This is a genomic window from Ferrovibrio sp. MS7 (assembly GCF_038404985.1).
GTDB classification, from domain to species: Bacteria; Pseudomonadota; Alphaproteobacteria; order Ferrovibrionales; family Ferrovibrionaceae; genus Ferrovibrio; species Ferrovibrio plantarum.
In genome coordinates, this window is sequence record NZ_JBBKBA010000001.1 from 2195798 (window position 1) to 2221635 (window position 25838).

Consider the following 25838-nt stretch of genomic DNA (forward strand, 5'->3'; position numbering starts at 1 on the left):
GGCCGGGGCGGTTTCAAGCCGGGGCATCACCCGGGCATGGAATGTTACTGGCAGGGCTTGACGGGGCAGGCGCTTTCCCGTATCACACCGCCCTCGACGGGACCCCCGGGTCACGCGATGCCCAGATGGCGGAATTGGTAGACGCGCTAGCTTCAGGTGCTAGTGACCGAAAGGTCGTGTAAGTTCGAGTCTTATTCTGGGCACCAATTCTTTTCGTTGCTCTTTCGCCACCCGGCGCGGCAGCGCATAATCCCCCTCCGAAAATCAGCGAATCAGAGCAAGCGGCGCGCATGGCTATCACCCTGCATCAAGGCGACCTGCCCGATGGCCTCGACCTCGGCGCCAGCGTGGCCGTGGATACCGAAACCATGGGCCTGCGCACGGCCCGCGACCGCCTCTGTCTGGTGCAGCTTTCAAGCGGCGACGGCAATGGCCATCTGGTCCGCTTCGGCGCCGGCAAGGGCTATGACGCGCCCAACCTGAAGCGCCTGCTGGGCGATCCCAAGGTGTTGAAACTGTTCCATTTCGCGCGTTTCGACCTGGCCGCGATCCAGCATTACCTGGGGGTTGCCTGCACGCCGGTCTACTGCACCCGCACCGCCTCGCGCCTGGTCCGCACCTTCACCGACCGCCATGGCCTGAAGGATCTCTGCCGCGACCTCATCGGGGTGGAGATTTCCAAGCAGGAGCAGAGTTCCGACTGGGGCGCCCCGGCGCTTACCGAGGCGCAGCAGAAATACGCCGCCTCCGATGTGCTCTACCTGCACCAGCTAAAAGTCGTGCTGGATGGCATGCTGGCCCGCGAAGGCCGCACCGCCCTGGCCCAGGCCTGCTTCGATTTCCTCCCCGCCCGTGCCGCCCTGGACCTCGCCGGCTGGCCGGAAGAAGATATTTTCGCCCACAACTAGATTGAGGGCTAACCCGCCGGGCTGTTTGCTTTTTTCCTGGGCATTCCCCATACTTGGCACGAATCTTGTTAGACGGTTTCCTGCAGGTGGGTCTCGCTGCGTATGTCCAAAACCGCCCTGTCGTCGGCAGCGCCCCGCAAGGCCGCCGGCTCCCGTACCAAAACGCGCCCGGCCAAAGCGCCGTCTGGGGCTAAGGCTGTGGCTAAGCCCAAGGCTCGTGCCGGGGCCGTGGTGACGCGTCTGCCCAGCGCCCCTGGGCAATCGCCATTTGGGCAACCGCCATTTGGCCAGCCTGCTGGCGATATCGCTGTCGCGCGCCGCGTACTGCTCACCGAAGCCAATGGCCTTGCCGCGCTGGCAGCCAATCTCAACAGCCAGTTCACCCAGGCCATCGACGTGCTGAACCGCATCAGCGGCGATGGCAGCCAGGGCCGTGTCATCGTTTCCGGCATGGGCAAGTCCGGCCATGTGGCGCGCAAGATCGCGGCGACCATGGCTTCCACCGGCACGCCGGCGCTGTTCGTGCATCCGGCCGAGGCCAGCCATGGCGATCTCGGCATGGTCACCACCAGCGACGTGCTGCTCTGCCTGTCGAATTCCGGCGATGTGCCGGAGATGGCTGACCTCATCGCCCATGCCAAGCGGTTCGGCCTGCCGCTGATCGGCATGACCTCGAAGCCGAAATCGGCGCTGGGCCAGGCCGCCGATATCGCGCTGATCCTGCCGCCGGTGGAGGAAGCCTGCCCGATGGGCCTGGCGCCTACCACCTCCACCACCATGATGCTGGCGCTGGGCGATGCGCTCGCGGTGGCGCTGATGGAGCGCAAGGGCTTCAACCGCGACCATTACCGCGTGTTCCATCCCGGCGGCCGGCTCGGCAAGCAGCTCATCAAGGTGAAGGACCTGATGCATGCCGGCCAGGCGATACCGCTGGTGCCGGCCGGCACCGCGATGCGTGAGGCGCTGGTAACGATGGCCGGGCGCAGCTTCGGCTGCATCGGCATCACCGGCCGCCAGGGCCGCGACAAGGGCCGCCTGATCGGCATCGTCACCGACGGTGACCTGCGCCGCCATATCGATGGCGATATCCTGGCGCGCAAGGTGGAAACAGTGATGACCAAGTCGCCGCTCACCATCCGCCAGGACATGCTGGCGGTGGAAGCCCTGCGCGAGATGAACCAGCGCCGCATCACGGCGCTCTTCGTGATCGACGCCGGCCGCCCGATCGGCATCCTGCATATGCACGATTGCGTGCGCGCCGGGATCACCTGAGGCAACGATGACCAACGCGCCGCAGGATACTGCTCCCAGCCCCAACCGCCGCCTGCGCGATGATTTCGCGCCGCGCAGCGAGCAGGGCATGGTAGGCCAGGTGGTGCAGCGGCGGCGCGGCTTCGTGCGTTTCATGAAATTCGTGCTGCCGATGGGCGCCGTGGCCCTGGTGGGCGTGATCGCCGCCTGGCCGCAACTGACCAAGCGCGATACCGGCTTCCGGCTCTCTTTCTCCAATATCGAGACTCAGGAGATGGCGCTGGTGATGAATAACCCGCGCTTCCGTGGCAACGACAGCAACGGCCAGCCCTATATCGTCACCGCCGACCGCGCCTTGCAGGATCCGAACGATTCCAAGCTGGTGACGCTGGACAAGATCGCCGCTGACATCACCATGAATGACGGCGCCTGGATCTCGCTCACCTCCAATACCGGCGTGTACAACAACACCACCCGGATGCTGACGCTGCATGGCGATATCAACGTCTACAGCGACCGGGGCTATGAGTTTCACGGCATCAATGCCGAGATCGACCTCAATACCGGCGTGCTGGCCAGCGACGACAAGGTCTGGGGCCATGCATCGCTCGGCAGCATCCGCGCCAACGGCATGCGGGTCTATGATCGCGGCAAGACCATCGTGTTCATCAACGGCGTGAAAACCACGCTCAATCCCCGCGGCGCAGGATGACCAGCATGCGCAGAATTACCGCCCCCTCTGTTGTTGTTGCCGGCCTCGCCTTGCTGCTGGCCGCCCAGGCTTTTGCTCAAGGCTTGCCCGGCCAGCGGCGCGGCAACAACTCGAACAATTCCAACCTGCCGATCGAGATTGCCGCCGATAATCTCGAGGTGCTGCAGGAGCGCCAGCAGGCCATCTTCCGTGGCAATGTCGATGTCGCCCAGGGCGACATGCGGCTGCGCGCCGATGAACTGGTGGTGTATTACCGCGACCGCAACAACAGCGCGCCGCAAGGTCAGCGTCCGGCGCAGCAGCAGTCCCGCCCGGCGGCGCCGGTGCCGTCTGCCGGCGGTCCCGATATGGGCGCGATCAGCCGTATCGAGGCCAAGGGCAAGGTTTTCATCTCGTCCGCCGACGAGAAGGCGCAGGGCGATTACGCCGATTACAATGTGGATAAGAAGCTGATCGTGCTGCAGGGCAATGTGGTATTGACGCAGAAGGAAAGCGTGCTGCGTTGCGCCAAGGTGACGATGCAGCAGGATATCGGCCGTTCGGTCTGCGATCCGCTGCCGGGCCAGCGCGTAATTGGCGTGTTCCGCCAGGGGGGCTGATGACGCCGCAGAACGACGATAGCGTGATGAACGGCCCGCGCCTGGTGGCAGACAACCCGCATCCGGGATTGTCCGCGCATCGCCTGGGCAAAAGCTTCAAGAAGCGGCCGGTGCTGCGCGATGTTTCGCTGAGCGTGCAGCGCGGCGAGGCGGTCGGCCTGCTTGGCCCCAATGGCGCCGGCAAGACCACCTGTTTCTACATCATCACCGGGCTGATCTCCGCCGATCACGGCTCGATCATGCTCGATGGCGTCGATATCACTGGCCTGCCGATGTATCGCCGCGCCCGCCTCGGCATGGGCTACCTGCCGCAGGAAGCCTCGATCTTCCGTGGCCTCACGGTGGAGCAGAATATCCGCGCCGTGCTGGAACTGGTGGAAGCCGAGACCGACAAGCGCGAGGCGATGCTGGAAGACCTGCTCGCTGAATTTTCCATCAGCCATCTGCGCCGCACCCCGGCGCTGGCCTTGTCTGGCGGCGAGCGGCGGCGCTGCGAAATCGCCCGTGCCCTGGCAACACGGCCAAGCTTCATGCTGATGGACGAGCCGCTGGCCGGCATTGATCCGATTGCCGTGGGTGAAATCCGCGAGCTGGTGTCGCATCTCAAGCATCGCGGCATCGGCGTGCTGATCACCGATCATAATGTGCGCGAGACCCTGGATATCATCGACCGTGCCTACATCCTGCATGACGGCAAGGTGCTGATGGAGGGGTCGCCGAACGAGATCGTCGCCGACGAGAACGTTCGCCGGGTCTATCTCGGCGAGCGTTTTAGCTGGTGACCCATTAGCATGGCAATCGGCCCGCGTCTGGAGCTGCGGCAGGGCCAAGCCCTGGTGATGACGCCGCAGTTGCAGCAGGCGATCAAGCTGTTGCAGCTTTCCAATATCGAACTCACCGCCTATGTCGAGCAGGAGTTGGAGCGCAACCCGCTGCTGGAGCGCCAGGATGGCGAGGGCAGTGCTGAGGATGCTCGCGATTCCTTCGAGGTTGCGGAAGGTGGCGGCGATCCTGCCCGCCTCGATCTCGATGGCGACGCCAGCGTCGTCTCGGCGCGCGAGGCGATGGATGTGGAGGCCGATGGCCCCGATAGCGGCGCCGATGCCTATGGCTATGGCGGCGAGGGCGGTGGCCTGGGGCCATCCGATTCCTATATCTCGGGCCGTGGCGGCGACATGCGCTTCGAGGATGGCGAGAGTTCGCTCGAGCAGACGCTGTCGGAAGACCTCTCCCTGCGCGCCCATGTCGAGGAGCAATGGCGCCTGGTGCCGGCCAGTCCGGCGGAACGGCTGATCGGCCAGGCGCTGATCGACAGCCTGGATGAAGCCGGCTACATCACCGAACCGTTGGCGGATCTGGCGGATCGCCTGGGGGCGCCGCTGAGTGTTGCCGAGGCGGTGCTGGCCAAGCTGCAGCAGATCGACCCGGCGGGTCTGTTCGCCCGCAGCCTGAAGGAATGTCTGGCGCTGCAGTTGCGCGAGCGCAACCGCCTCGACCCGGCGATCCAGGCGTTGCTCGACAATCTCGAATTGCTTGCCAAGCGCGACATACCGGGCCTGCTCAAAGTCTGCGGCGTCGATCAGGAAGACCTGACCGACATGATCAAGGAAATCCGCGCGCTGAACCCGAAGCCGGGACTGGTATTCGGCGGCGAGCCGGTGCAGACGCTGATCCCGGATGTGTTCGTGCGCCGCGGCCCGGATGGCGGCTGGCTGGTGGAACTGAACAACGACACGCTGCCGCGCGTGCTGGTCAACACGCGCTATTATGCCCGCGTCGCGCGCAGCAAGCCGGAGGCCAAAGGCGAGGGCCGTGGCGGTGAGGGCAAGGGCGAGCGCGAGAAGGCGACCAAGAGCTATCTTTCGGAATGCCTCAACTCGGCCAACTGGCTGGTGAAGTCGCTCGACCAGCGGGCGCAGACCATCCTCAAGGTGGCGAGCGAGATCGTGCGCCAGCAGGAGGCTTTCCTGCGCCTCGGCATCGATCATTTGAAGCCGCTGAACCTCAAGGCGGTGGCGGAAGCCATCGAGATGCATGAAAGCACGGTCAGCCGCGTCACCTCGAACAAGACCATGGCGACGCCGCGCGGCATTTTCGAGATGAAGTATTTCTTCACCGCCTCGATCGGCGCTACCGATGGCGGCGACAGTTTCTCGGCCGAGGCAATCCGTCACCGCATCAAGGATCTGATCGACGCCGAAAGCGCCGACGATGTGCTGTCCGACGACAAGATCGTGGAAATTCTCGCCGGCAAAGGGGTGGACATCGCCCGCCGCACCGTGGCGAAATACCGCGAGGCAATGAACATTCCGTCCTCGGTGGAGCGGCGCCGCTTGAAGAAAGCTGGCCTGCTTCCCGTTGGCTAAGTTGAGCACGAGGACCCATGTCCGATATCGAAAAGCTTTTTGACAACAACCGCGCCTGGGCCATCGGCAAGCTCTCGGTCGATCCCGGCTTCTTCGACCGCCTGTCGCATCAGCAGAATCCGGCCTATCTGTGGATCGGCTGCGCCGATAGCCGCGTGCCGGCGAATGAAATCGTCGGCCTCGATCCGGGCGAATTGTTCGTGCACCGCAATGTCGCCAACCTGGTGCAGCCGTCGGATATGAACTGCCTGGCGGTATTGCAGTACGCCATCGAGTTCCTGAAGGTGAAGCATGTCATCGTCACCGGCCATTACGGCTGCGGCGGTGTGCGCACGGCGTTGTTCCAGGAACAGCTCGGCCTGATCGATCATTGGCTGCGCCCGATCCGCGATACCCGCGAACGCAATGCCGCCGAACTCGATGCCATCGTGGATGAGTACAAGCGCGTCAACGCGCTCTGCGAAATGAATGTACGCGAACAAGTGCTCAATCTGGCCAAGACGACGATTGTTCAGAATGCCTGGGCCAGCGGCCAGCCCTTGAGCCTGCATGGCTGGGTCTACGGCATTTCCAATGGCCTGGTGCGCGACCTTGGTGTCACGGTCAGCAGCCCTGACCATCTCTCGCCGATTCATCGCACGGCGCCGCCGAAAACGTCTTAAGGCCCCTTGAATCTCAAGGATTCATAACCAGATCAAATACATAGGTGCGGTTGACAGTCCTGGGGCGCTTCTCTATGGTCCGCCCCCGCTGGTCGCCCGTATCGACCGCCGTTGCAACCCTGCCGGCAAAGCCGGCAAGAATAGTTTGTATCTCGGCGGCGAATTGTGGATCATGCCGTAACCGACCGTCATTCGGATCGTGAGACACCATGAAAATCCTCATCTCGGGTAAGCAAGTCGATCTCGGCGAGGCCCTGCGTGGTCATGTCGAGATGAAACTCATCGCCGCTGTCTCGAAGTACATGGAAAATGCCATCGAGGCGAATGTGGTGTTCAGCCGTGAAGGCAGCATGTTCCGTTGTGCCTGCGCCGTGCATGTCGGCACCAGTATCGACATGCAGGCCGATGCCAGCGACCCGGAGATCTATGCCAGTTTCGACCAGGCGCTGGACAAGCTGGCCAAGCAGGTGCGGCGCGACAAGCGCAAGCGCCGCAATCATCACGCCCGCAAGCCGGATCTCGATGCCACCGTCTGATGACGGCATGGCAGATCGAGCGAAGCCGCGCGGCAACAGGATTCATGGATAAAGACGCGTCATGGAAATACACGAGCTTTTGAGCCCCGATGGCGTTGTCGCCAATCTGAAGGCCAACAGCAAGAAGCAGGCCTTGCAGGAACTGGCATCGCGCGCTGCGCGGCTGACCGGCCTGCATGAGCGGCAGATTTTCGAAACCCTGCTCGAGCGCGAGCGGCTCGGCACCACGGGCGTCGGCAATGGCATCGCCATTCCCCATGGCCGCATCGCCGGCCTGCCGAAGCTCTACGGCCTGTTCGCCCGCGTCGAGCGGCCGATCGACTTCGACTCGATCGACGAGATGCCGGTGGATCTGGTGTTCCTGCTGCTGGCGCCGGAATCGGCGGGCGCGGACCATCTCAAGGCACTGGCTCGCGTGTCGCGCCTGCTGCGCGACAAGGGCATCTGTGAGAAGCTGCGCGGCGCCGACAGCGCCGATGCCATCTACGCGCTGCTCACCGATACCCCGGCCAGCCACGCGGCTTGAGCGAAAAGCTGCCACGCGGCTTGAGCGAAAAAACCGCCACGCCGCGTAAGGGTTATAAAACCCGCATAAATCGCAGCTAAGACTTAATCTCGCACCGAGGCATCGTGCCGCAGGCGGCGGCCACACCAACATGACATAACCTCGGCCTTGCCGGCGCATTCGCCGCAGGGAGATTTGTCATGGTGTTGCATCGCTCATTCTCTATCCTCATCCTGGCCGCACTGGCTGGTTGTGCTGCCGCCACGCCGCCCGGCGCCACGCCGTCTGTCGTCCAGGCGCTGCCGGCCGATGGCATGGCGCGGCTCTATCTCTATCGCACCACGTTCACTCTTGGCGCGGCTGGCGGCCTGATCGGCGGCGCGGCGGAAAAGCCGCTGGCGGTGGATGGCCGGCGTGTGACGGCGCTCGGCAATGGCGGCAGCGCCTATTGCGATCTGCCGCCGGGCCGGCACCGGGTCACGGATATGGAGAATGGCGGCGAATTGCTGGTCGATCTCACCGCCGGCCAGGCGGCGTATTTCCGCCTCGATACCGGCATCAACGGCCTCACCCGCCAGGGCCGCGTCGCAGTGGTGGACGCGGCTTCGGGGGCGGCTGAATTGCAGGGCCGCCAGCCGCAGGCGATCACCTGCGGCGGCTGACCTGGCACTACATTGCTGCAGTCTGAATTACTGCAGGCTGACCGGCTCCAACTCGTGCTGGCGCGCGGCGGCGAAAGCTAGGTCGCGTTCCGGCGCGTAGCCGAGCTGCTGCCCGCTGGCCGAGAAGATGCCGAAGATTTCGGCGCCATCGGGGCCCTGCACCGGACGGATATAGGCAAGCTGCGGTGCGCCGAGATTGGCGAAGGCTTCCGGCGTCATTGCCAGACTCGCCGGCTTAGGGCTGGCGGTGTTGTTATCGTTGTTGCTGGGGATAGCCATGACGAACTCCTTTCATGGTACGCGCTACTGGAAAGACTGAAGCCGGCTCTACTCGCCGAGGCCGATACGGCCCTCGCCGCTGCCGTCGCCGGCATTGATCTGGATGGTGCGCACCTGTGGCTGCGGCTTCGGCCGCACCAGGTCGATATGCAGCAGGCCGTTGCTGAGCTGGGCGCCAGTCACCTGGATGCCTTCCGCCAGCACGAAGGCGCGCTGGAATTGCCGCGCCGCGATGCCGCGATGCAGGAAGATGCGGTCCTTGTCCTCGCTCTGGCGGCCCCGGATCACCAACTGGTTGTCCTCCAGGGTGATCGCCAGGTCAGCCATGCTGAAGCCGGCGACCGCGAGCGTGATGCGCAGGCCGTCTTCGCCGATCTGTTCGATATTGTAGGGGGGGTAGCCTTCCGCACCCGACTTGGCGGCGCGCTCGATCATCCGTTCCATGTGATCGAAGCCGAGCAGCAGCGGGCTGGAAAAAAGCGATACGCGTGTCATGGCCGGACTCCTAAACAATAGCGAGTGCCTTGCACGGGGCCCGGTATCGGCACCCCGCTTGACTCAATAGATGGGGCGGGCAGGCTTGCGGTTCAAGGGCCGCAACGGCAGGATGGCGGCCCGCCGTAAGCGGGCGAAAAGATGAAGCAATAAAGGAGGATAGGCCATGGCACTGAGCATCGGGAGCGTTGCCGTGATCGGCGCTGGCGCCATGGGCCGGGGCATCGCGCAGGTCGGCATCCAGGGCGGCATGCAGGTATGGCTGTTCGATGCCGCGCCGGGCGCCGCCGCCAAGGCCGCCGAGGCGATTGCCGCCCAGCTCGATTCGCTCGTCGCCAAGGGCCGCCTGCCGGCGGACGAGGCCGCTGCCGCCAAGGCACAGCTCCGCGTTGCCGATGCCTTGGAGCAGATCAAGGAGGTCGATCTGGTGGTCGAGGCGATCATCGAGAATCTGGAAGTGAAGCAGCAGCTTTTCACCCAGCTCGAGGCCATCGTGCGCCCGGATTGCCTGCTGGCCTCCAACACCTCGTCGTTGCGAATCGCCGCCATCGCACGGAGCTGCCAGTATCGCGAGCGCGTCGGCGGCCTGCATTTCTTCAATCCGGTGCCGCTGATGAAGCTGGTGGAAGTGATCCGCGCGCCGGCCACCAGCGACGAAACCGTCGCCGCCCTGGTCAAGGTCGGCGAGCGCATGGGCCGCAGCCCGGTGGTGGTGCAGGACAGCCCCGGCTTCCTGGTCAATCTCGGCGGCCGCTGCTTCACCCAGGAAGGCCTGCGCATCGTCTCGGAAGGCGTTGCCACGCCGTCCCAGGTCGATGCGGTGATGCGCGATTGCTGGGGCTTCCGCATGGGCCCGTTCGAGCTGATGGACCTCACCGGCATTGACGTGAATTTCCCGGTCAGCCAGATCATCTCGGCGGGCTATTTCCATGACCGCCGGCTCGCCACCGCGCCGCTGCATCAGGCGATGGCGGAAAGCGGCCAATTGGGCCGCAAGACCAAGCGCGGCTTCTATGCCTATGACGATGCCGGCCGGATGCTGGCGCCGTCGCCCGATGCGGCATCCGAGTCGGCGCCGATCGAGAAGGTGGCACTCGCCGAGGATGACGATGCCTTGGCCGAATTGCTGCGCGAGCTTGGCTTCTCGGTATCGAATTTCGATGATGGCCAGAGCCCGATCCTCTGCGCGCTGCTGGGCGAGGATGTGTCGGGCTACGCGGCGCGGCGCGGCTTCGATCACCGCCGCCTGTTCGCCATCGACCTCACCGGCCGGCTGGACAAGCGCCTGACCCTGATGCAGGCGCCCGGTGCGGTGCATGCCTTGCGCGATGGCCTGGTGGCGCAATTCAACAAGGCTGGGCGCAAGGTGACGGCGATCCGCGACAGCGCCGGCTTCATCGGCCAGCGTGTTGCCGCGATGGTGGCCAATCTCGGCTGCGAGATGGCGCAGATCCGCGTTGCCGGGCCGGCCGATATCGACAAGGCAATGACACTCGGCCTGAATTATCCGCTCGGACCGCTGGCGCTCGCCGATCATCTCGGGCCGCAGACGGTGCTGAATATCCTCACCCAGTTGCAGGCGATCACCGGCGACGACCGCTATCGCCCCAGCCTGTGGCTGCGCCGCCGCGCACTGCTCGGCCTTTCGGCGCTGACCGAGGATTAAGGTAAAATCAGCCGTCATTCCCGCGCACGCGGGAATCCCATTTTTTCTCACTGACAAAAATGAGACTCTCGCTTTCGCGAGAGTGACAACTCAGTCTCTGTCGTCATGCGCGCCGGGCCCTTCGGGCCTGTGCGCCCATGAACGCCGTAAGGCGATCGCGCGCTTACAGTGATCCGCGCATCTCTTTGGGAACGGGGTGAGATGCCCGGGTCAAGCCCGGGCATGACGATGATTATTATTCCCTAAACCCGCAGCCGCAGGAACGGCACCGGCTGGGTGAAGCCTTTCAGTTCGGCCATCTCGCGGCTGGCGGGCAGGCCGTCGAGCAGCGGCGCCACGGCGGGATCGGCGGCGAGCGCCTGCGACAGCACGATCTCGCCGCCACGGCTGCGGCCCTGCAGGCGGGCGGCGAGGTTGACGCTGGAGCCGAAATAGTCGAGCCGGTCATTCAGGTTCACGGCGATGCAGCGGCCGCCATGCAGGCCCATCTTCAAGGTCACGGCCTCGGCGATCTGCCGGCCTTCGCCTGCCGTCTTGGCGTGAAACTTGGCATTGAAGCGCTCGATGCCGCGCTGTGCCGCCAATGCCGCGCGCAAGGCCTGCGCCGGATCGGCGAAAGCCGCCATCACGGCGTCGCCGATGGTTTTCACCAGGGTGCCGTCGAAGGCGCGCACTTCTTCGGCGAGATAGGCGAAATGCCGCCGCACCATGCGGTAGGCGGCCCCATCGCCGATGCGTTCATACAGCGCGGTCGAGCCTTCCAGGTCGGTGAACAGCAGGGTCACATGCTCGATGGCGACGGTTTCCCCCGGCCGCAGCACCTGGGTCGGCAGCAGGTCGCGGAACGCCTGCAGGGTCGTCACTTCATGCGCCGTCACCGCTTCCTGGCGCCAGTGCCGCGATTCCATCACCAGGGTCAATGTCCGCTGCGTGCGATTCTCGAAGCGGGCGATGCCACGTGCCGGGTCGAGGCCAGGTCGGATGCTGAAGCTGCCGCCCTCGACCGGTTCGGCGATCATTGCGGCGCCGCCGCCGGCCAGCGTCACGATACATTCGCCGCCCGGCTCCAGCGCGCGCAGGCGGTATTCGCCGGGCGGCAGTTCGGCGACCACATCGCGGCTTTCGCCGGGTGCCAGGATCTGCTGCACCAGGATATGGCGCGAGACATGCGGCCCGCCCATGCAGAACTCGCCCAGCGATAGCGGGCGCAGATTGGCGGCGGGCTGAAACGCGATCTCGACATTGCGGGCGAAATCGCCGTCATAGACGATGTTGCAGGAGGGGCAATGCGCCTGGCCGGGCAGGTCGGCGAGCGACGAGACCTGGCTCTTGGCACCACCGCAGCGCGGGCAGAGCAGATTCCAGCTCATGGTCAGCATGCCGCGCTTGGTGGCATCGAGGCAAAGCTCAAGCACATGGCGCAGCGGCGCGTTCCAGGCGGCGGCCAGCCGGCGCGGGCGCATCCGCACCAGGTCGACTTCCTGTGCGGTGGTGATTTCTGCTGCCAGCCTTTCCGCCAGGCCATGGGCATAGCCGCCGCCATTCAGCGCCAGGATCAGGCCCTGCAGTCTTTCGGCAGCACCCGCAGGCGGTGGCGGCGAGGTATAGTCGAAAGGCAGCGGGCGGTGGCCCAGGGCATGCTCGGCGGCCTGGCGCAGCATCGCTTCAATGGAGACACCGGATTTCCGGATGAAGCCGGTGAGCAGCAGCAGGCGGCCAAGAAAACCGCGCGGCACCGCATGCAGGCGGTAGGTGATACGGCTGCCGTCTTGCTCCGGTTCGAGCGAGACATCGATGCCGAGCTGGTGCAGCGGTCCGTTGTCGAAATCCCGGCGATGCCGGAAATGCCGTCCCGCCACCCATTCATAGGGGCGTTCCTCCCAGCGAACCTTGATGCCTTTGTAGTCGGCTTCTGCCTGACGCTGCACCGAGCCATCGGGGCGCGGGGTTTCATTCACGCTGTAGCGCGGCGTGCCGGCGGCTTCATTGAAGCGGGCGGTATCCGAAATCAGCGGCCACAGGGCATCGGGCGATGCCGGCAGATGCCAGACCCAGGTTTTAGTCTGGCCGCCAGCGAGGGCGTCGGCAGTCATGGCTCATATGTAGCATGAAGGCGGCGGGATTGCCTGCCGCCTCAAGCGGTTTTGAACGGAGGCCGACGGTTTTGAACGGAAGCTGGCGGTTTTGAACGGGAACCCGTTGTTGGTCACTGCGCCGGCTGCTGCTGTTGCAGCGGTTGTTCCTGGGGCAAACCGGCGGCGGAGGGCGCCATCGGCACCTTGGCACTGTTCTGGCGCTCGAATTCGGCCTTGGCAGCGGCCTCGCGGGCCATGGCTTCCCTGCGCTGATTCTGCATGTCCTGGTCCAGGTTCTCCACCACCTTCTGCAGGTCGTTGGGCCGTGGTTCCATTGGCATGCGCGGATCGGCAAGCTGGCGTGGCGCGGTCGGCAGCGAACGCCCGGCGAGCATGTAGGGGTCGCGCTCAGCGTAGCAGTCGACGCCGCCGAGTGTCTTGAAGCAGAAAACTTCCTGGCGGTCGGTCGGCTTGTATTTGTGGACGCAGTATTCGCCCTGCTCAAGGATATTGAAGACGCTGCATTCCACGTCGTAGCGCTTCTCCACCTTCTTGACCGTGTAGTCGACACCGAGGCCGAGCGCGCCGGTGGTGCCGGCGGAAGGCAGTGGCGAAGAACAGGCGGCAAGGCCCAGCAGCAGGGGCAGGGCAAGCAATGAGAGCAGGCGGCGTAGGGGGAGCAGGGTGGGCAGCATGGTCGTTTCTCCATCGGTGGCGCGCTGATGCGGGCCACAGCCTTTTTGGCATGATGCAGCCTAGAGCAAATGGATTGAACTTTGCGTTAAACGACGTGGTTAACCCTGGTTAACCACGTTTTTCAATCCTCGCCGCCTTCGCTATGGGGCAGCAGGATGCGGAAGGTGGTGCCGACCGGGCCGGTGCGGGCGAGTTCCAGTTCGCCGCCATGGCCGCGCACCAGTTCGCGGGCGATGGCCAGGCCCAGCCCGGTGCCGCCGCGCCGCGCGCCGCCCCGGAACGCCTCGAACAGATGCGTTCGTGCCGCATCGCTCAAGCCGCTGCCGGTATCGGCGATCTCGATCGCCACCTGGTTTTCCAGCACGGCGGCGTTGACGCGGATTTCGCCGCCCTGCGGCATCGCCTGCACGGCATTGCGCATCAGGTTGCTCATCAGCCGGTAGAACTGCGCCGGATCGGCGCGGATCACCAGGCCCTCAGGGACGCGGTTCTTCCACAGCATGCCGGGCGCGTGGTTGATGCCCAAGGCCGCCGCCACGTCGTCGCAGAACTCGTGCAACGGCACGGTCTCGGGCTTCGGCGCCGGTTCCTCGGCCTTGCCGTAGCGCAGGATCTGGGTGCAGAGCGCGATGGCGCGGTCGAGGCTGTCGACCAGGCGCGGTGCCGCCTGGCGCACCGTCGGGTCGTCGGATTCTTCCAGGCGGTCCGACACAAGCTGCGCCGAGGCCAGCATGTTGCGCAGATCGTGGTTGATCTTCGACACCGCGATGCCGAGCTGTGCCAGACGCTGGCGCTGGGTCAGGGCCTGGCGCAGTTCCTGCTGCATCATTTGCAATTCGCGCTCGGCGAGGCCGAGCTCGTCGCTGCGCGCCGAAGGCTTGATGATCTGGCGCGCATCTTCCGGCGCGGCGCGGAAGCCGACGATGGAATGGGTCAGCCGCCGCATCGGCCGCACCAGCAGCCATTGCAGGCTGAGATAGACCAGCGAGGCGGTGAACACGGAGATGGCCAGCGACACCCAGAAGATGCGGCTGGAAAAATCGCGCATCGCCTGTATCAGCGGCTCGGATGGCAGCACCACTTCGATAAGCGCATCCGGGCTGCGCGGCGAGGGGCCGACGACGCGCAGGAACGGATCGACCTCGCCGATCAGCGTCATCGCGGCATCGCTCATCGCTTCCCACCACATCCAGTTGCGCAGGTCGATGGGCGGCCCCAGCATCGGCAATTCGCGGCGGTCGGAAAGCATCAGCGCGCGGGTGTTGTCGCGCCGCATCGCCACCAGCCGGGCGCCGACGCCGCGCAGCAATTCATCTTCCAGCTCCTCGCTCAGCATGGCATCGGGCGCCGCCAGCAGCGCCAGGGCGGCCTGGTTGGCCAGTTCGATGCGGGCGGTGAAATAGTCGATGCGGAAACGGGCCGCCGAAGGCAGGTAGATCAGTACTTCGGCCAGCATGGCGAACATCAGGGTGAGCAGCAGCAGGCGTCCGGAAAGGCTGGTGCGACCGCGCAGGGGCGCAATGGCGGGCGGCGCGGCCTGGCGCGATGCGGCCTCGGCTTTGTCCCTGGCCTCGCCGGCTGCCGCGCCCAGGCTGGTGCCTGAACCGGTAGCCGGGGCGGAAGCAGTGGCGGTATGCAGCGCCTCGTCCATGCCGGTTGATTTTACCTTTTGCGCGTCAGGCTTTCCAGCAATCGAGGCTGGTAATTGATACGGGACAGTTCCCGGTCAGGTGAGTGCCGGGGTCTTGATTTTGCCCAATTCCCCTTGCAATCAGGATACGCTTGTTCCCCGGCGCCGGATCACTGGCCGCCGGCGGGGTGGATTTGTTTCCGGGAGTGCCGTATGCGTCGCCTGTTCATCCTTATGTTCCTGCTGTTGGCCGCGATTGGCCCCCTGCCGGTTGCCGCTCAGACTGGCCCGGGAGCGTCTGCCGCTGCCTATGACCAGGCGCGGCTCGGCATGCTGCGCGACCTCGACCGGCTCGACCGCCAGCTCAACGACCCGCGGCTTTCCGATAGTGATATCGACCGCCTGCGCAGCGAGCTGGAGCAGCAGCGCGATGTTGTGACCAAGCAGCGCACGGCGCAGCGCGAGGAGGCCACCGCCGCCCAGACATTGCTGGAGGCGCTTGGCCCGGCGCCAGACGCCAACCAGCCGCGCGAGAGTGCCGCCGTAGCGGAAACCCGGCGGCAACTGACCTTGCGGGCGCAGCGGGCGCAGGATGCGGTGAAGGAAACCGACCTCGCCTTGGTGCGTCTGGCAGCGATGCAGGAAAAGCTCACCACGGAATCGCGCGAACAATTCACCCGCCGCCTGGCCTATCGCGGTACGGCGCCGATTGTGCCGGATTTCTGGGGGCAGGCGTTAACCGACCTGCCGACGGCGTGGAACGAAGCCATGAATGGCCTGGCGCCTGAGGCACTGCCTGGGCGCACCACCCTGATCCAGACCGCGCTGGTGGCGGTTGCCATGCTGCTGCTTGGCCTGCCGCTGGCGGCGCTGTTGCGCCGCCGCCAAGGCGTCAATGGCCACGTTACCTCGCCGACCGCCGAACGCCGCTCTGTCGCCGCCCTGGTGGAATGGCTGCGCCGTGCTGCTGTGCCGGTCGCGGCGCTGTGGGCCTGCTATGCCGTGTTGAATGCCAATGGCTGGCTCGATGCCGGGCCGTTCGGCTTGCTGGTTGGCGGGCTGGGCTATGGCTTGAGCCTCGGCCTGCTGGCAACCGGCCTGGCCGGCGCCGCGCTGGCGCGGCGGCATCCGGAATGGGCGCTGATTGACCTGCCGAGCGGCGAACGCGACAGCCTACTCGTCCGCGTGAAGGTTTTCAGCCTGCTGGCCTTGCTGGGGGCGCCTTTCGTGACGCTGTTCGGCGCGCATCAGACTGGTAGTGCCGGGCGTGATGTCGTCGCTCTGGTGGTGACGCTGTATTTCCTCAGCTTCAGCCTAGCGATCGCCGACCGCCGCCTGTGGCGTGCCACCACCGCCGAACAGCGCCGCCTGCTGGGCAGTTGGTATTCCGTGCTGGGCATAGCGGTGCTGGCGCTGTTCGCGCTCCTGCTCGGCTATTACAGCATCGGCCGCTTCCTGGCCGCCGGTCTGCTGCTGACGCAACTGAGCTTCGGCACCTTCCTGCTGCTGCGCTTAGGGTTTCGTGATGCCCTGAAGCCCGCCGCGGAAAACCCGAGCGTTGAACTCGGCGACGGCCAGAAGCCGGGCAGCGAGGCCGCGCGCCGGCTCAGTTCCACCGGCCGCTTCATGGCCGGCCTTGCCATCGATCTGCTGCTGCTGTGCGGCTTCATCGCCATGCTGCTTCTGGCCTGGGGCATGAGCGTGTCGACGCTCGGCGGCTACGCGCTGCAACTGGTCTATGGCGTCACCATCGGCTCGGTCACGCTGTCACTGGTCGATGTACTGGTGGCGATGCTGCTGCTGGCCGGCGGCGTCGGGCTGACCCGCTTCATCAGCGGCGGCCTGAACATGCGGCTGGAAGGCCAGACCCAGATCGATGTCGGGGTGCGCAATTCCATTGTCACCGGCGTGGCCTATATCGGCTATGTGCTGTCCGGCATCCTGGCGGTGGGTGCGCTCGGCCTCAACCTGTCGAACCTCGCCATCATCGCCGGTGCGCTTTCGGTCGGTATCGGCTTCGGCCTGCAGAATATCGTCAACAACTTCGTCTCCGGCCTGATCCTGTTGATCGAGCGGCCGGTGAAGGTCGGCGACTGGGTGGTGGTCGGCGGCAAGGAAGGCTATGTTCGGCGCATCAACGTGCGCTCCACCGAGATCGAGACGTTTCCGCGCGCCTCGGTGATCGTGCCGAATTCCGAGCTGATTGCCAACTCGGTGATGAACTGGACGCATCGCGACAAGTTCGGCCGCGTCGACATCGAGATCGGCCTCGCCTATGGCTCGGATGTCGACAAGGCCGAGACGGTGCTGCTCGGTTGCCTCAAGCAGCACAAGGAAATTCTCGCCTATCCGCCACCCTATGTGGTGCTGCGCAGCTTCGGCGACAGTGCCCTGAACTTCGTCATGCGCGGCCATATCGCCAATGTCGAGCGCCGCATGACGGTGGAAAGCGAAATCCGCAAGGAGATCTACAAGGCCTGCCTGCGCAACGATATCGCCATTCCCTATAACCAGACCGATGTCCACTTCGCCGACCTCGACCGCATCGAGGGTTTCCTGCGCGACCTCAAGGGCAAGGGGCGCGATGGCGTGTGAGCCTTGGCACCTGTGTGCCGGCGAACGGTGTACGCTCTATAGTTGACGGATCGCCATCTGTGATTTATAAATCACAGAAATGGAGATTGAGGTCCAACTCACCGAGACATTCGAGCAATGGCTCTCTGACCTGCGTGATCGTCAGGCAAGGGCCAGGATTACCGCTCGGTTGGCCAGACTCCAGATCGGTAATTTTGGCGATGTGAAGTATTTCGATGGCATCGGAGAGCTTCGTATTCCCTATGGGCCTGGATAAAGGCTGTACTTTGTGCGGCAAGGACTTGTCGCGGTGATCATGCTCTGTGGCGGCGACAAGGACTCTCAGGCGCGGGATATCGAGCGAGCCAAACTTATGGCGAAGGAAATCGAGGTGTAAAATGGTCAAGACAGTGCCATTTGACGCGACCAAGTATCTTTCCGACCCGGAATCGCAGATTGTATTTCTGGAAGAAGCATTCGAGAGCGGAGACCCGCAATTCGTTGCTCATGCTCTAGGCATTATTGCACGCGCGCGCGGCATCTCGAGCATCGCCCGAGAAACCGGACTAAGCCGAGAGGCGCTGTATCGGTCGCTAAGTAGTGATGGCAATCCAACAATTACGACAGTAATGGATGTGATGCGGGCGCTAGGCTTGAAGCTGTCGCCCCATAAAACTGCGGCTTAGACCAAAGCCATTTTTCGGCGACGACGGCAATATGCCGTCATCACGCCTTACCGGCTCTCGCGGCGCCACATCAGCATCAGGCCGGAGACGGCAAGCGCCAGCATCAGCAGGGCGGGCGCCAGCGGCGTCAGGGTCAGGCCGGTGATGACGTAATCCTCCTGGCGGATCAGGCCGAGCCAGCCGCGGCCCGCGGCTTCCCGCGTACTGCTGCCGCGGCCTTTATCAAGCTGGCGGATATCCGGCAGGCCCTCGCGCAGCCAACTGATCCCGCCATTGGAGGCTGTCACGATGGGGCGCAGCTTGTCCGGTGTGGCGCGCACATCGGCGAATTCGCGCGGGTTGACGGCGCCGACCGTGGCGAGCGCCTCGCGCTGGCCATCGCGGATGCGCCAGATACCCGGCAGCGTGGCGCCGAGCGCACCAGCCGCCGAGCCGTCGCCGCGCTCATCCAGTTTCAATTGCTGTTCGGTGCCATCGGGGCGCAGAACCGTGACCGGTTCCTCGCTCGGCTTCAGGCTGCGGCGCTCGATCTCGATGCGACCGTCACGCGCCTCGGCGCGCAACGCTTCCTCCTCGAGATCAGGCTCCTTCATCAGCCAATGCGCCAGCCGGCGCAGCAATTCCGCCTGCGGCCCGCCGCCCTCGAAGCCGCGCGCCCATAGCCAGATGTGATCCGAGTAGAGCTGCGCCACGCGGCCCTTCTCGTAGCGGTCGAGCAGCAGCAGCGGCTCGTTGGTAGGGGTCCGCATCAATGTCTCGCCGCGCTTCGGCTCGACGATCACGGTGCGGAACCAGCGGCTCCAGTTCGGTGCGCCGCCGGCTTCGCCGGAACCGCTCAGGTTGGCGGTCACCGGATGGCGGCGGCCGATCTCGGAAAGCTGCGGCACGAAGGGCTCGTTGCGCACCTGGCCGGTCGGGCGGCCCGGAAACACTTCGGATAGCGGCGTGCGGTAGAGCGACAAAGGCGTGGCATAGGCCGGGCCGGAGGCTTCCAGCAGGGCGCCACCGCGCGCCACATAGCGCCCGATATTCTCGTAATACGCATTCGGCAGGATGCCGCGCCGGCGATCACGGTCGAAAATGATCAGGTCGAATTCATTCAGCTTGATCTCGAACAGCTCGCGGATCGGGAAGGCGATGAGCGAGAGTTCGCGGATCGGCGTGCCGTCCTGCTTGTCCGGCGGCCGCAGAATGGTGAAATGCACCAGATCGACATTCGGATCGGCCTTGAGCAGGTTGCGCCACACGCGCTCGCCGGCATGGGCCTCGCCGGTCACCAGCAGCACACGCAGGCGGTCGCGAATGCCGTTGATCGAAAGGGCGGCGCGGTTGTTCAGCGGCGTCAATTCGCCCGGCACCGGCGGCACGTCCAGTTCGATCAGGCTGCGGCCGGCGCGGTCGAGCTTGAACGGGATGTTGACGTCGCGGCCCACCGGCACGCTCTGGGTGAAGCTCGGGCCATCCTGCTGCTTGAAGCGCAGTTCGGCCATCTCGCCGGGCTGGATGGCGCTGTCCTCGACCCGCAGCGTCATGCTGAGCTGCTGGTTCAGCATGCCGAAGGTCGGCGCGTTCTTCACCACCAGGCGGCGGTCGCGTTCGTTGGGCTGGCCGGTAAGCAGCACATGCAGCGGCGCGCGCGTATAGTCGCCGGCAGCCGCCGGCTCGGGAATGTCATGCACCTGACCATCGGTGACCAGGAAGGTGCCGGCGAGGCGATGGCGCGGCACATCGGTCAGCGCCTGGTTCAGCGCCTGAAACAGCCGCGTGCCTTCATCGCGCCGCGCCGTCTCGGCATCCGCCGCGCCGGCCTTCACCACACGCAGTTCAAGGTTCGGCAGCGCGTTCAGCTTCTCGGTCAGGTCGCGCGCCGCCTGTTCGGTCTGGCGCTTGCGGTCGGCGATGCCCTGGCTCGGGCTTTCATCCACCACCACCACGGCGATATCGGGCAAGGCCGCGCGGTCTTCCTTGCGTGCCACCGGATTGGCCAGCGTGATCAGCAGCAGCAAAGCCACGCCGCCACGCAGCAGCGAGCCACGCGCGCGGCGGAACAGGCCGAAGCCGAGCAGCAAGGCCGAGAGCGCCGCCAGCAGCCACAGCACCGGCTCCGGCAGCAGCGGCGCGAGGGTCAGCGTGGTGGCGGACACGGCATCCATCAGTTGCCGAGCCTTTCCAGCAGGGCCGGGATATGCACCTGATCGGCCTTGTAATTGCCAGTCAGCGTGTACATCAGCAGATTGACGCCGAAGCGGAAGGCATATTCGCGCTGGCGCGGCGTGTTCGGCTGCGTCGGTGCCATCGGGCGGCCCTGGTTGTCGATGGCCCAGGCGGCGGCCCAGTCATTGCCGCCGATGACGATGGAGGTGACGCCATCCTTGTCGCCGCCGGGATTGCGTTCCACCCAGACCGGCCCGCCGACATAGCGGCCGGGAAAGTCCTGCAGCAGATAAAATGCCTTGGTCAGCACATGGTCGTCCGGCACCGGCATCAGCGGCGGAATGTCGAGCCGGCCGAGCAACTGGCGCAGCTTCTCGGTGCCGGGACTCGCCGCTGTGCCGGCAAACGGCATGCCCTGGTCGCGGGTATCGAACAGGATCAGGCCGCCGGTCTTGGTGAAGGTATCCAGGCGGCGCAGCGCGCTATCGGAAAGCGGCGCCTGGGTCGCGGTCATCGGCCAATAGAGGAAGGGCAGCAGCGAGATGTCATCCTGCTCCAGGTTGACGCCGATGGGTTCGGAAGCCTCAATCGAGGTGCGGCGGTACAGCACATCGGTCAGGCCCTGCAGGCCGGCGCGGCTTAAACCATCGGCGGTCGGATCGCCGGTGATGACATAGGCGAGCCGCAGGTCCATGGCGGCGCGGAGCACGAAATCTTCCGCCGGCGAGGGCTGCCCCGGCTGTCCTCCCGGGCGGCGCTGTTGCGCATCGGCAACGTTCGGCATGAGCATCAGCCCAAGCAGCAGGCCGGCAGTGGCAACGCGGCGAGGTACATTCGGCAGCAGGCCGCGCAGCCACAGGCCGATCAGCCAGTCGGCGAGGAATAGCAGCAGGGCGAAGGCCATCAGCCACGGCATCAGGCGGGTTTCCTGGCCGGCTTCATCCAGCGCCACCAGGCGCACGTCTGAGGGCCAGCGCGTTATAAGCTGCGGCTTGCTCTGCGCATCCGAGAGATTGACGGCCTGGCGCGCATCCCAGCGGCCATAATAGCCCGGCGGCGTGCGCGGCGTCGGCTTCGCCGTCTCACGCGCCTTCAAAGGCTGCACGGCGGGGCCGGGCTCGTTGGCGCGGCCGAAGCCATCCAGCACGCTCAAGGGCGCCAGCGCCTGATCGGCTGCCGCGTCGCCGCCGACGCCATGGGAAAGATCGACCACCTTGCGCAGCAGATCGACGAAGAAGCCCGACAGCGGCAGGTCGGTCCACAGCGAATTGGCGGTGGTATGCACCAGAATCAGCCAGCCCTTGCCGCGCTTCTCTGCGGTGATCAGCGGCGTGCCGTCTTCCAGCCGCAGCCAGGTCTTGTCACCGAGATTGGGTTCCGGATCGGCCAGTACCTGACGGCTCACGGTCACTTCGCCGCTCACTGTCAGTCCCTGCAGCGGGCTGGCATCCGGGATCGGGCCAAGTTTCAGCGGCTGCGCCCAGGACAGCGCACCGCCCAGCTGGCGTGAGCCCTGGCGCAGCTTCACCGGCAGCAGGTTGTCGGTGGTATCGGCCATGCGCGGACCGGCAAAGCGCAGCAGCACGCCGCCCTTGTCGAGCCATTCGCCAAGCTGGCGCGCTTCGCCGCCGACAATATTGCCGACATCGGCCAGCACGATCACCGCGATCTCGCGTTCCAGCAATTGCGCGATATTGCCCTGGCGCAGTTCGGCAAACGGCGACAGCGCGCGGTCCAGATAGAACAGGTCGGCAAGCAAAGGCTGGCGCTGTTCCAGGCCGGCGCCGGAAATCAGGCCCACCGGGCGACGGCGCCAGCGGTCGTCGAGCAACTGCACCGCGCCGACGCCGGGCTGTTCCTCGATTTCCAGCCGCGCCAGCATGTTGCGCAATTCGGTCGGCAGGTTCAGCAGCACGCTGGCCTCGGTGGCATTGGCATCGAAGCTCATCGGCTGGCGCGACAGCACGCGGCCCTGGTCGCTCACCGCTCGCAACGTGTAGCTGATCGCTGCGCCGGCTTCGGCGCGGCGCAAGACAACGCGGTCGCCCTGGGCTTCGGTGATCGGCGGCAGCAGCGTCAACGCGGTATCGCTGCGGCGCGGATTGAGCACGCTGACATCGCCGAGCCAGCGCAGCCGCTCGGCCAGCGCATAGCTGCCATTGCCATCGGCATCATCCATCAGGCCATCGGCCAGCCAGACGACTTCGGCATTTTCCGGCAGCTTGGCCTTGGTCAGCACTTCGGCAAGCTGCGCGCGATCGCTGGGCCAGGATTTCGGCTGCAGGCCATTCAGCAGCGGCCGCACGTCGCCGGCCGGCAGCAGCGCGCCGGGCTGCATCGGTTCGCCATTGGCAGGCGGCGCCGTGGTTATCAGCAGGGCGGCGCGGCCTTCGCGCTCGGCACGTTCCAGCAAGGCATTGCCGCGTTCGATCTTGTCGCGCCAGCGCGGCGCGGCGCTCCAGCCATCATCCATCACTAGCACCAGCGGGCCGCTGGTGATGCGGGCGCGGTCCGGGTTCAGCAGCGGCTCGGCCAGTGCCAGGATCACCAAGGCCGCGACGATCAGGCGCAGCAGCAGCAGCCACCAGGGCGTATGCGCCGGGGTTTCTTCCCGGGGCCGCAACGCCAGCAGCAGGCGCAGCGGCGGGAATTCCACCAGCTTGGGCCGTGGCGGCGTGATGCGCAGCAGCCACCACAGCACGGGCAGCGACGCCAGGGCGGCGAGTGCCCAGGGTGTAGCGAAAGCGAGAGCGCCTAAGGAAAGCACTAGCGGCGCCTCCCATCGCGGCTGCCGCCGCCTTCCAGCGCCAGGTACAGCGCCATCAGCACCGATTCAGCCGGCTTGTCGGTGCGGTGCTTGATGTGATGCCAGCCGAGCCGGCGGCAAATTTCGGCAACGCCTTCCTGATGCGCGGCGAAGGCCGGGCGCCATTCGGCGGCAAGCTGTTCGGCGCGCGGCGCCAGCATGTCGCCCTCGCCTTCCAGGCCCAGAAAACGCGTGCGACCGCGATAGGGGAAGTCTTCTTCCGCCGGATCGACAATGCGCACCACGCAGCCCTTCACGCCCTGGTCGGCCAGGCCGCGCAGCCGCGCCGCGATCTCGGGCAGCGGATAGAGGAAGTCGCCGATCAGCACGGTCTGGCCGTAGCGCGGCAGCGGCACCAGTGGCGGCAGGCTGGCCTCGGCGCGTTTGCTGGCTTCCAGGCCGCGCTGGATCGCCAGCCGTTCGGCCATGCGCGGCAGCACGCTGCGGCCATTCGCCGGGCGTTCCGGTGCGCCAAGCAGGGCAACGCGCTCGCCGCCGCGCAGCAGCAGGCTGGCGCAGGCCAGCAGCAGCAGGTCGGCGCGCTCGTCCTTGCGTTCGCGCGCCTGTTCCGAGGCCCAGGCCATCGAGGGCGAGGGGTCGCGCCACAGCCACACGCTTTCGGCGGCTTCCCATTCATTCTCGCGCACGAAGGCCTGCATGCGCTTGGCGGTCTGGCGCCAGTCGATGCGGCCGATACTGTCGCCGGGGCTGTAGCGGCGGAATTGCCAGAAGGCATCGCCGGCGCCGGTGCGGCGGCGGCCATGCACGCCCTGCTCGACGGTAGCGGCAACGCGTTCGGCTGCCAGCAGCAGGGGCGGCAGGAAGGCGGCGAAATGCTCCGCCCGCGTCACGGTATTACGTGGATTGGCTGCGTTATTCGACGCGGCTGTTTTTTGCTGAACCACGGCCGCTGCCGCCATGATCACCGCAGCGGCTGAGTCAGGCGATTGATGACATCGCCGACACCGACGCCCTCGGCGCGTGCGGCGAAGGTCAGCGCCATGCGGTGACGCAGTACCGGACCGGCCAGCGCCAGCACGTCCTCGATGGACGGCGCCAGGCGGCCCTGCAGCAAGGCGCGGGCACGCACCGCCAGCATCAGCGCCTGGCTGGCGCGCGGGCCGGGGCCCCAGGCAACCAGGTTCTTCACCTCGGCATCGGTGCTTTCTTCCGGGCGGCCGGCGCGTACCAGGCCAAGGATGGCTTCCACCACGCTCTCGCCAACCGGGATGCGGCGCACCAGGCGCTGCGCGGCGATCAGGTCGGCGGCACTCAGCACCGTCGGCACTGTTTCCTCGGCGGCGCCGGTGGTGGCGAACAGCATGCGCCGCTCGGCCTCGCGGTCGGGATATTTCACGTCGATCTGCAGCAGGAAGCGGTCAAGCTGCGCTTCGGGCAGCGGATAGGTGCCTTCCTGCTCCAGCGGATTCTGCGTTGCCAGCACATGGAACGGCGCCGGCAGGTCGTGGCGCTGGCCGCCGACGCTGACCTGGCGTTCCTGCATCGCCTGCAGCAGCGCCGACTGGGTGCGCGGGCTGGCGCGGTTGATTTCGTCGGCCATCAGCAACTGGCAGAACACCGGCCCCTTGATGAAGCGGAAGGAGCGGCGGCCTTGCTCGTTCTCTTCCAGCACTTCCGAGCCGACGATATCCGCCGGCATCAGGTCTGGCGTGAACTGCACGCGGCGGGCATCCAGGCCCAGCACCTTGGCCAAGGTCTCGACCAGCTTGGTCTTGGCCAGGCCGGGCACGCCCACCAGCAGGCCGTGGCCGCCGGCCAGCAGCGTCACCAGCGTTTCCTCGACCACATCATTCTGGCCAAAGATGACGCGTTCGACGGCTTCGCGTACCGCGCCCAGGCGTCCGCCCAGGCGATCAATTTCGGGGAGGATTTGGTCGGCGGTGTCGCTGAAATTCTGCATGCGTCATACTATATAAGGATTCCGATTTGAAAGCCCAGCACAACCAATGCCAACGCAGCAGCCTTCACCCGCGTTTCTCAAAGAGTTGATGAGCCGCTTCGGCAACCTCGACGAGGCGGCGCCGCGCCGGCTGCCGCCGGTGCATCTCTGGAACCCGCCGCATTGCGGCGTGATCGACATGCGCATCGCCCGGGATGGCCGTTGGTATTATATGGGCACCACCATCGACCGCCCGGCGATGGTAAAACTTTTTAGCGGAATTCTGCGCCGCGAGCCGGATGACTCCTATGTCCTGGTAACGCCGGTGGAGAAGGTCGGCATCCATGTCGACGACGCCCCCTTCGTGGCCGTTGAACTGGCGGTAAGCGGCAGCGGCAAGGAGGGCAGGCAACTCGCCTTCCGCACCAATCTCGACGACGTTGTGCCACTGGATGGCGAGCACCCGCTGCGGGTGGCCGAAGATCCCGAGACGGGGGAACCATCGCCCTATATCCTCGTCCGCGACCGACTCGAGGCGTTGATCAGCCGCCCGGTTTATTACGAACTGGTGGCCCTGGCGGAAGAACGCGCTGTTGCCGGTGGCACGGAATTGGGCGTCTGGAGTGCCGGGCGGTTCTTCCCGCTGGGGCAGATTGAGCAAGATGCAGATTGAAAC

General features: G+C 65.6%; 23 protein-coding genes and 1 tRNA gene. 15 read left to right on the forward strand and 9 right to left on the reverse strand.

The features are described 5' to 3' along the window. The first annotated feature begins 119 nt into the window (after nt 1–119). The 11 genes from V6B08_RS10480 to V6B08_RS10530 all read left to right on the forward strand — a co-directional run bounded on the left by V6B08_RS10480 (nt 120) and on the right by V6B08_RS10530 (nt 8201). Nucleotides 120–206, forward strand: a tRNA-Leu gene (locus V6B08_RS10480). 84 nt (nt 207–290) lie between these two features. Then, nucleotides 291–908 carry a ribonuclease D gene (locus V6B08_RS10485; RefSeq protein ID WP_341980401.1) on the forward strand — a complete coding sequence of 206 codons (618 nt, stop codon included), beginning with the start codon at nt 291–293 and terminating at the stop codon, nt 906–908. Nucleotides 909–1106: 198 nt separating this feature from the next. Next, nucleotides 1107–2180 (forward strand): KpsF/GutQ family sugar-phosphate isomerase, encoded by a 1074-nt coding sequence (locus V6B08_RS10490; RefSeq protein ID WP_341980402.1) that lies wholly within the window; start codon nt 1107–1109, stop codon nt 2178–2180. A 7-nt stretch (nt 2181–2187) separates the two neighbouring features. Next, on the forward strand, nt 2188–2871 hold the full coding sequence (gene lptC / locus V6B08_RS10495) for an LPS export ABC transporter periplasmic protein LptC (RefSeq protein ID WP_341980404.1): 684 nt from the start codon (nt 2188–2190) through the stop codon (nt 2869–2871). A gap of 5 nt (nt 2872–2876) precedes the next feature. Further along, nucleotides 2877–3470 (forward strand): LptA/OstA family protein, encoded by a 594-nt coding sequence (locus V6B08_RS10500; RefSeq protein ID WP_341980406.1) that lies wholly within the window; start codon nt 2877–2879, stop codon nt 3468–3470. Then, a complete protein-coding gene (gene lptB / locus V6B08_RS10505; protein WP_440588803.1) occupies nt 3470–4252 on the forward strand; it encodes an LPS export ABC transporter ATP-binding protein in 783 nt (260 codons plus the stop codon). The genes V6B08_RS10500 and lptB overlap by 1 nt, the downstream gene beginning before the upstream one ends. Nucleotides 4253–4261: 9 nt before the next feature. Then, the gene (rpoN, locus tag V6B08_RS10510; protein ID WP_341980408.1) at nt 4262–5836 is read left to right on the forward strand and encodes an RNA polymerase factor sigma-54; all 1575 of its coding nucleotides are present in this window, start codon (nt 4262–4264) and stop codon (nt 5834–5836) included. Nucleotides 5837–5853: 17 nt separating this feature from the next. Then, complete coding sequence (gene can, locus V6B08_RS10515; RefSeq protein WP_341980410.1) at nt 5854–6498, forward strand: carbonate dehydratase; 645 nt, start codon at nt 5854–5856, stop codon at nt 6496–6498. Nucleotides 6499–6707: 209 nt separating this feature from the next. Beyond that, nucleotides 6708–7034, forward strand: coding sequence for a ribosome hibernation-promoting factor, HPF/YfiA family (hpf, locus tag V6B08_RS10520; protein ID WP_341980412.1), 327 nt, complete (start codon nt 6708–6710; stop codon nt 7032–7034). Nucleotides 7035–7095: 61 nt separating this feature from the next. After that, nucleotides 7096–7560, forward strand: coding sequence for a PTS IIA-like nitrogen regulatory protein PtsN (gene ptsN / locus V6B08_RS10525; RefSeq protein WP_341980414.1), 465 nt, complete (start codon nt 7096–7098; stop codon nt 7558–7560). Nucleotides 7561–7739: 179 nt separating this feature from the next. Further along, a complete protein-coding gene (locus tag V6B08_RS10530) occupies nt 7740–8201 on the forward strand; it encodes a DUF2846 domain-containing protein (RefSeq protein ID WP_341980416.1) in 462 nt (153 codons plus the stop codon). 27 nt (nt 8202–8228) lie between these two features. Here V6B08_RS10530 and V6B08_RS10535 read toward each other — a convergent pair whose 3' ends face one another. Both V6B08_RS10535 and V6B08_RS10540 read right to left on the reverse strand, forming a co-directional pair. Further along, nucleotides 8229–8480 carry a DUF1150 family protein gene (locus V6B08_RS10535; protein ID WP_341980418.1) on the reverse strand — a complete coding sequence of 84 codons (252 nt, stop codon included), beginning with the start codon at nt 8478–8480 and terminating at the stop codon, nt 8229–8231. Nucleotides 8481–8528: 48 nt separating this feature from the next. Next, on the reverse strand, nt 8529–8975 hold the full coding sequence (locus tag V6B08_RS10540) for an Hsp20 family protein (protein WP_341980420.1): 447 nt from the start codon (nt 8973–8975) through the stop codon (nt 8529–8531). A 166-nt stretch (nt 8976–9141) separates the two neighbouring features. Between V6B08_RS10540 and V6B08_RS10545 the strand changes: the two genes are divergently transcribed. Then, nucleotides 9142–10641, forward strand: coding sequence for a 3-hydroxyacyl-CoA dehydrogenase (locus V6B08_RS10545; RefSeq protein ID WP_341980422.1), 1500 nt, complete (start codon nt 9142–9144; stop codon nt 10639–10641). Nucleotides 10642–10883: 242 nt separating this feature from the next. Here the strand turns inward: V6B08_RS10545 and V6B08_RS10550 are convergent, their stop codons facing one another. The 3 genes from V6B08_RS10550 to V6B08_RS10560 all read right to left on the reverse strand — a co-directional run bounded on the left by V6B08_RS10550 (nt 10884) and on the right by V6B08_RS10560 (nt 15063). Further along, a complete protein-coding gene (locus V6B08_RS10550; protein WP_341980424.1) occupies nt 10884–12734 on the reverse strand; it encodes an adenylate/guanylate cyclase domain-containing protein in 1851 nt (616 codons plus the stop codon). A 113-nt stretch (nt 12735–12847) separates the two neighbouring features. Further along, a complete protein-coding gene (locus V6B08_RS10555; RefSeq protein WP_341980426.1) occupies nt 12848–13411 on the reverse strand; it encodes a hypothetical protein in 564 nt (187 codons plus the stop codon). A 122-nt stretch (nt 13412–13533) separates the two neighbouring features. After that, the gene (locus tag V6B08_RS10560) at nt 13534–15063 is read right to left on the reverse strand and encodes a sensor histidine kinase (protein ID WP_341980428.1); all 1530 of its coding nucleotides are present in this window, start codon (nt 15061–15063) and stop codon (nt 13534–13536) included. A 192-nt stretch (nt 15064–15255) separates the two neighbouring features. Between V6B08_RS10560 and V6B08_RS10565 the strand changes: the two genes are divergently transcribed. Together V6B08_RS10565 and V6B08_RS10570 are read left to right on the forward strand one after the other, a co-directional pair. After that, nucleotides 15256–17637 carry a DUF3772 domain-containing protein gene (locus tag V6B08_RS10565; RefSeq protein WP_341980431.1) on the forward strand — a complete coding sequence of 794 codons (2382 nt, stop codon included), beginning with the start codon at nt 15256–15258 and terminating at the stop codon, nt 17635–17637. A gap of 377 nt (nt 17638–18014) precedes the next feature. Further along, the gene (locus tag V6B08_RS10570) at nt 18015–18302 is read left to right on the forward strand and encodes an addiction module antidote protein (protein WP_341980433.1); all 288 of its coding nucleotides are present in this window, start codon (nt 18015–18017) and stop codon (nt 18300–18302) included. A gap of 47 nt (nt 18303–18349) precedes the next feature. On the opposite strand, the gene V6B08_RS10575 is transcribed toward V6B08_RS10570, so the two are convergent. Genes V6B08_RS10575 through V6B08_RS10590 form a run of 4 tightly spaced genes read right to left on the reverse strand, consistent with a single transcriptional unit; the run spans nt 18350 to nt 25183 of the window. Next, nucleotides 18350–20455: a hypothetical protein gene (locus V6B08_RS10575; RefSeq protein WP_341980435.1), complete on the reverse strand. Its 2106-nt coding sequence runs from the start codon at nt 20453–20455 to the stop codon at nt 18350–18352. Further along, nucleotides 20455–23223 (reverse strand): DUF4159 domain-containing protein, encoded by a 2769-nt coding sequence (locus tag V6B08_RS10580; protein ID WP_341980437.1) that lies wholly within the window; start codon nt 23221–23223, stop codon nt 20455–20457. Before V6B08_RS10580 ends, V6B08_RS10575 begins: the two co-directional genes overlap by 1 nt. Further along, the gene (locus V6B08_RS10585; RefSeq protein ID WP_341980439.1) at nt 23223–24182 is read right to left on the reverse strand and encodes a DUF58 domain-containing protein; all 960 of its coding nucleotides are present in this window, start codon (nt 24180–24182) and stop codon (nt 23223–23225) included. Before V6B08_RS10585 ends, V6B08_RS10580 begins: the two co-directional genes overlap by 1 nt. A 2-nt stretch (nt 24183–24184) precedes the next feature. Further along, the gene (locus V6B08_RS10590) at nt 24185–25183 is read right to left on the reverse strand and encodes an AAA family ATPase (RefSeq protein WP_341980441.1); all 999 of its coding nucleotides are present in this window, start codon (nt 25181–25183) and stop codon (nt 24185–24187) included. An 88-nt stretch (nt 25184–25271) separates the two neighbouring features. Between V6B08_RS10590 and V6B08_RS10595 the strand changes: the two genes are divergently transcribed. Next, nucleotides 25272–25835 (forward strand): DUF1285 domain-containing protein, encoded by a 564-nt coding sequence (locus tag V6B08_RS10595; RefSeq protein WP_341980443.1) that lies wholly within the window; start codon nt 25272–25274, stop codon nt 25833–25835. Nucleotides 25836–25838 lie beyond the last annotated feature (3 nt).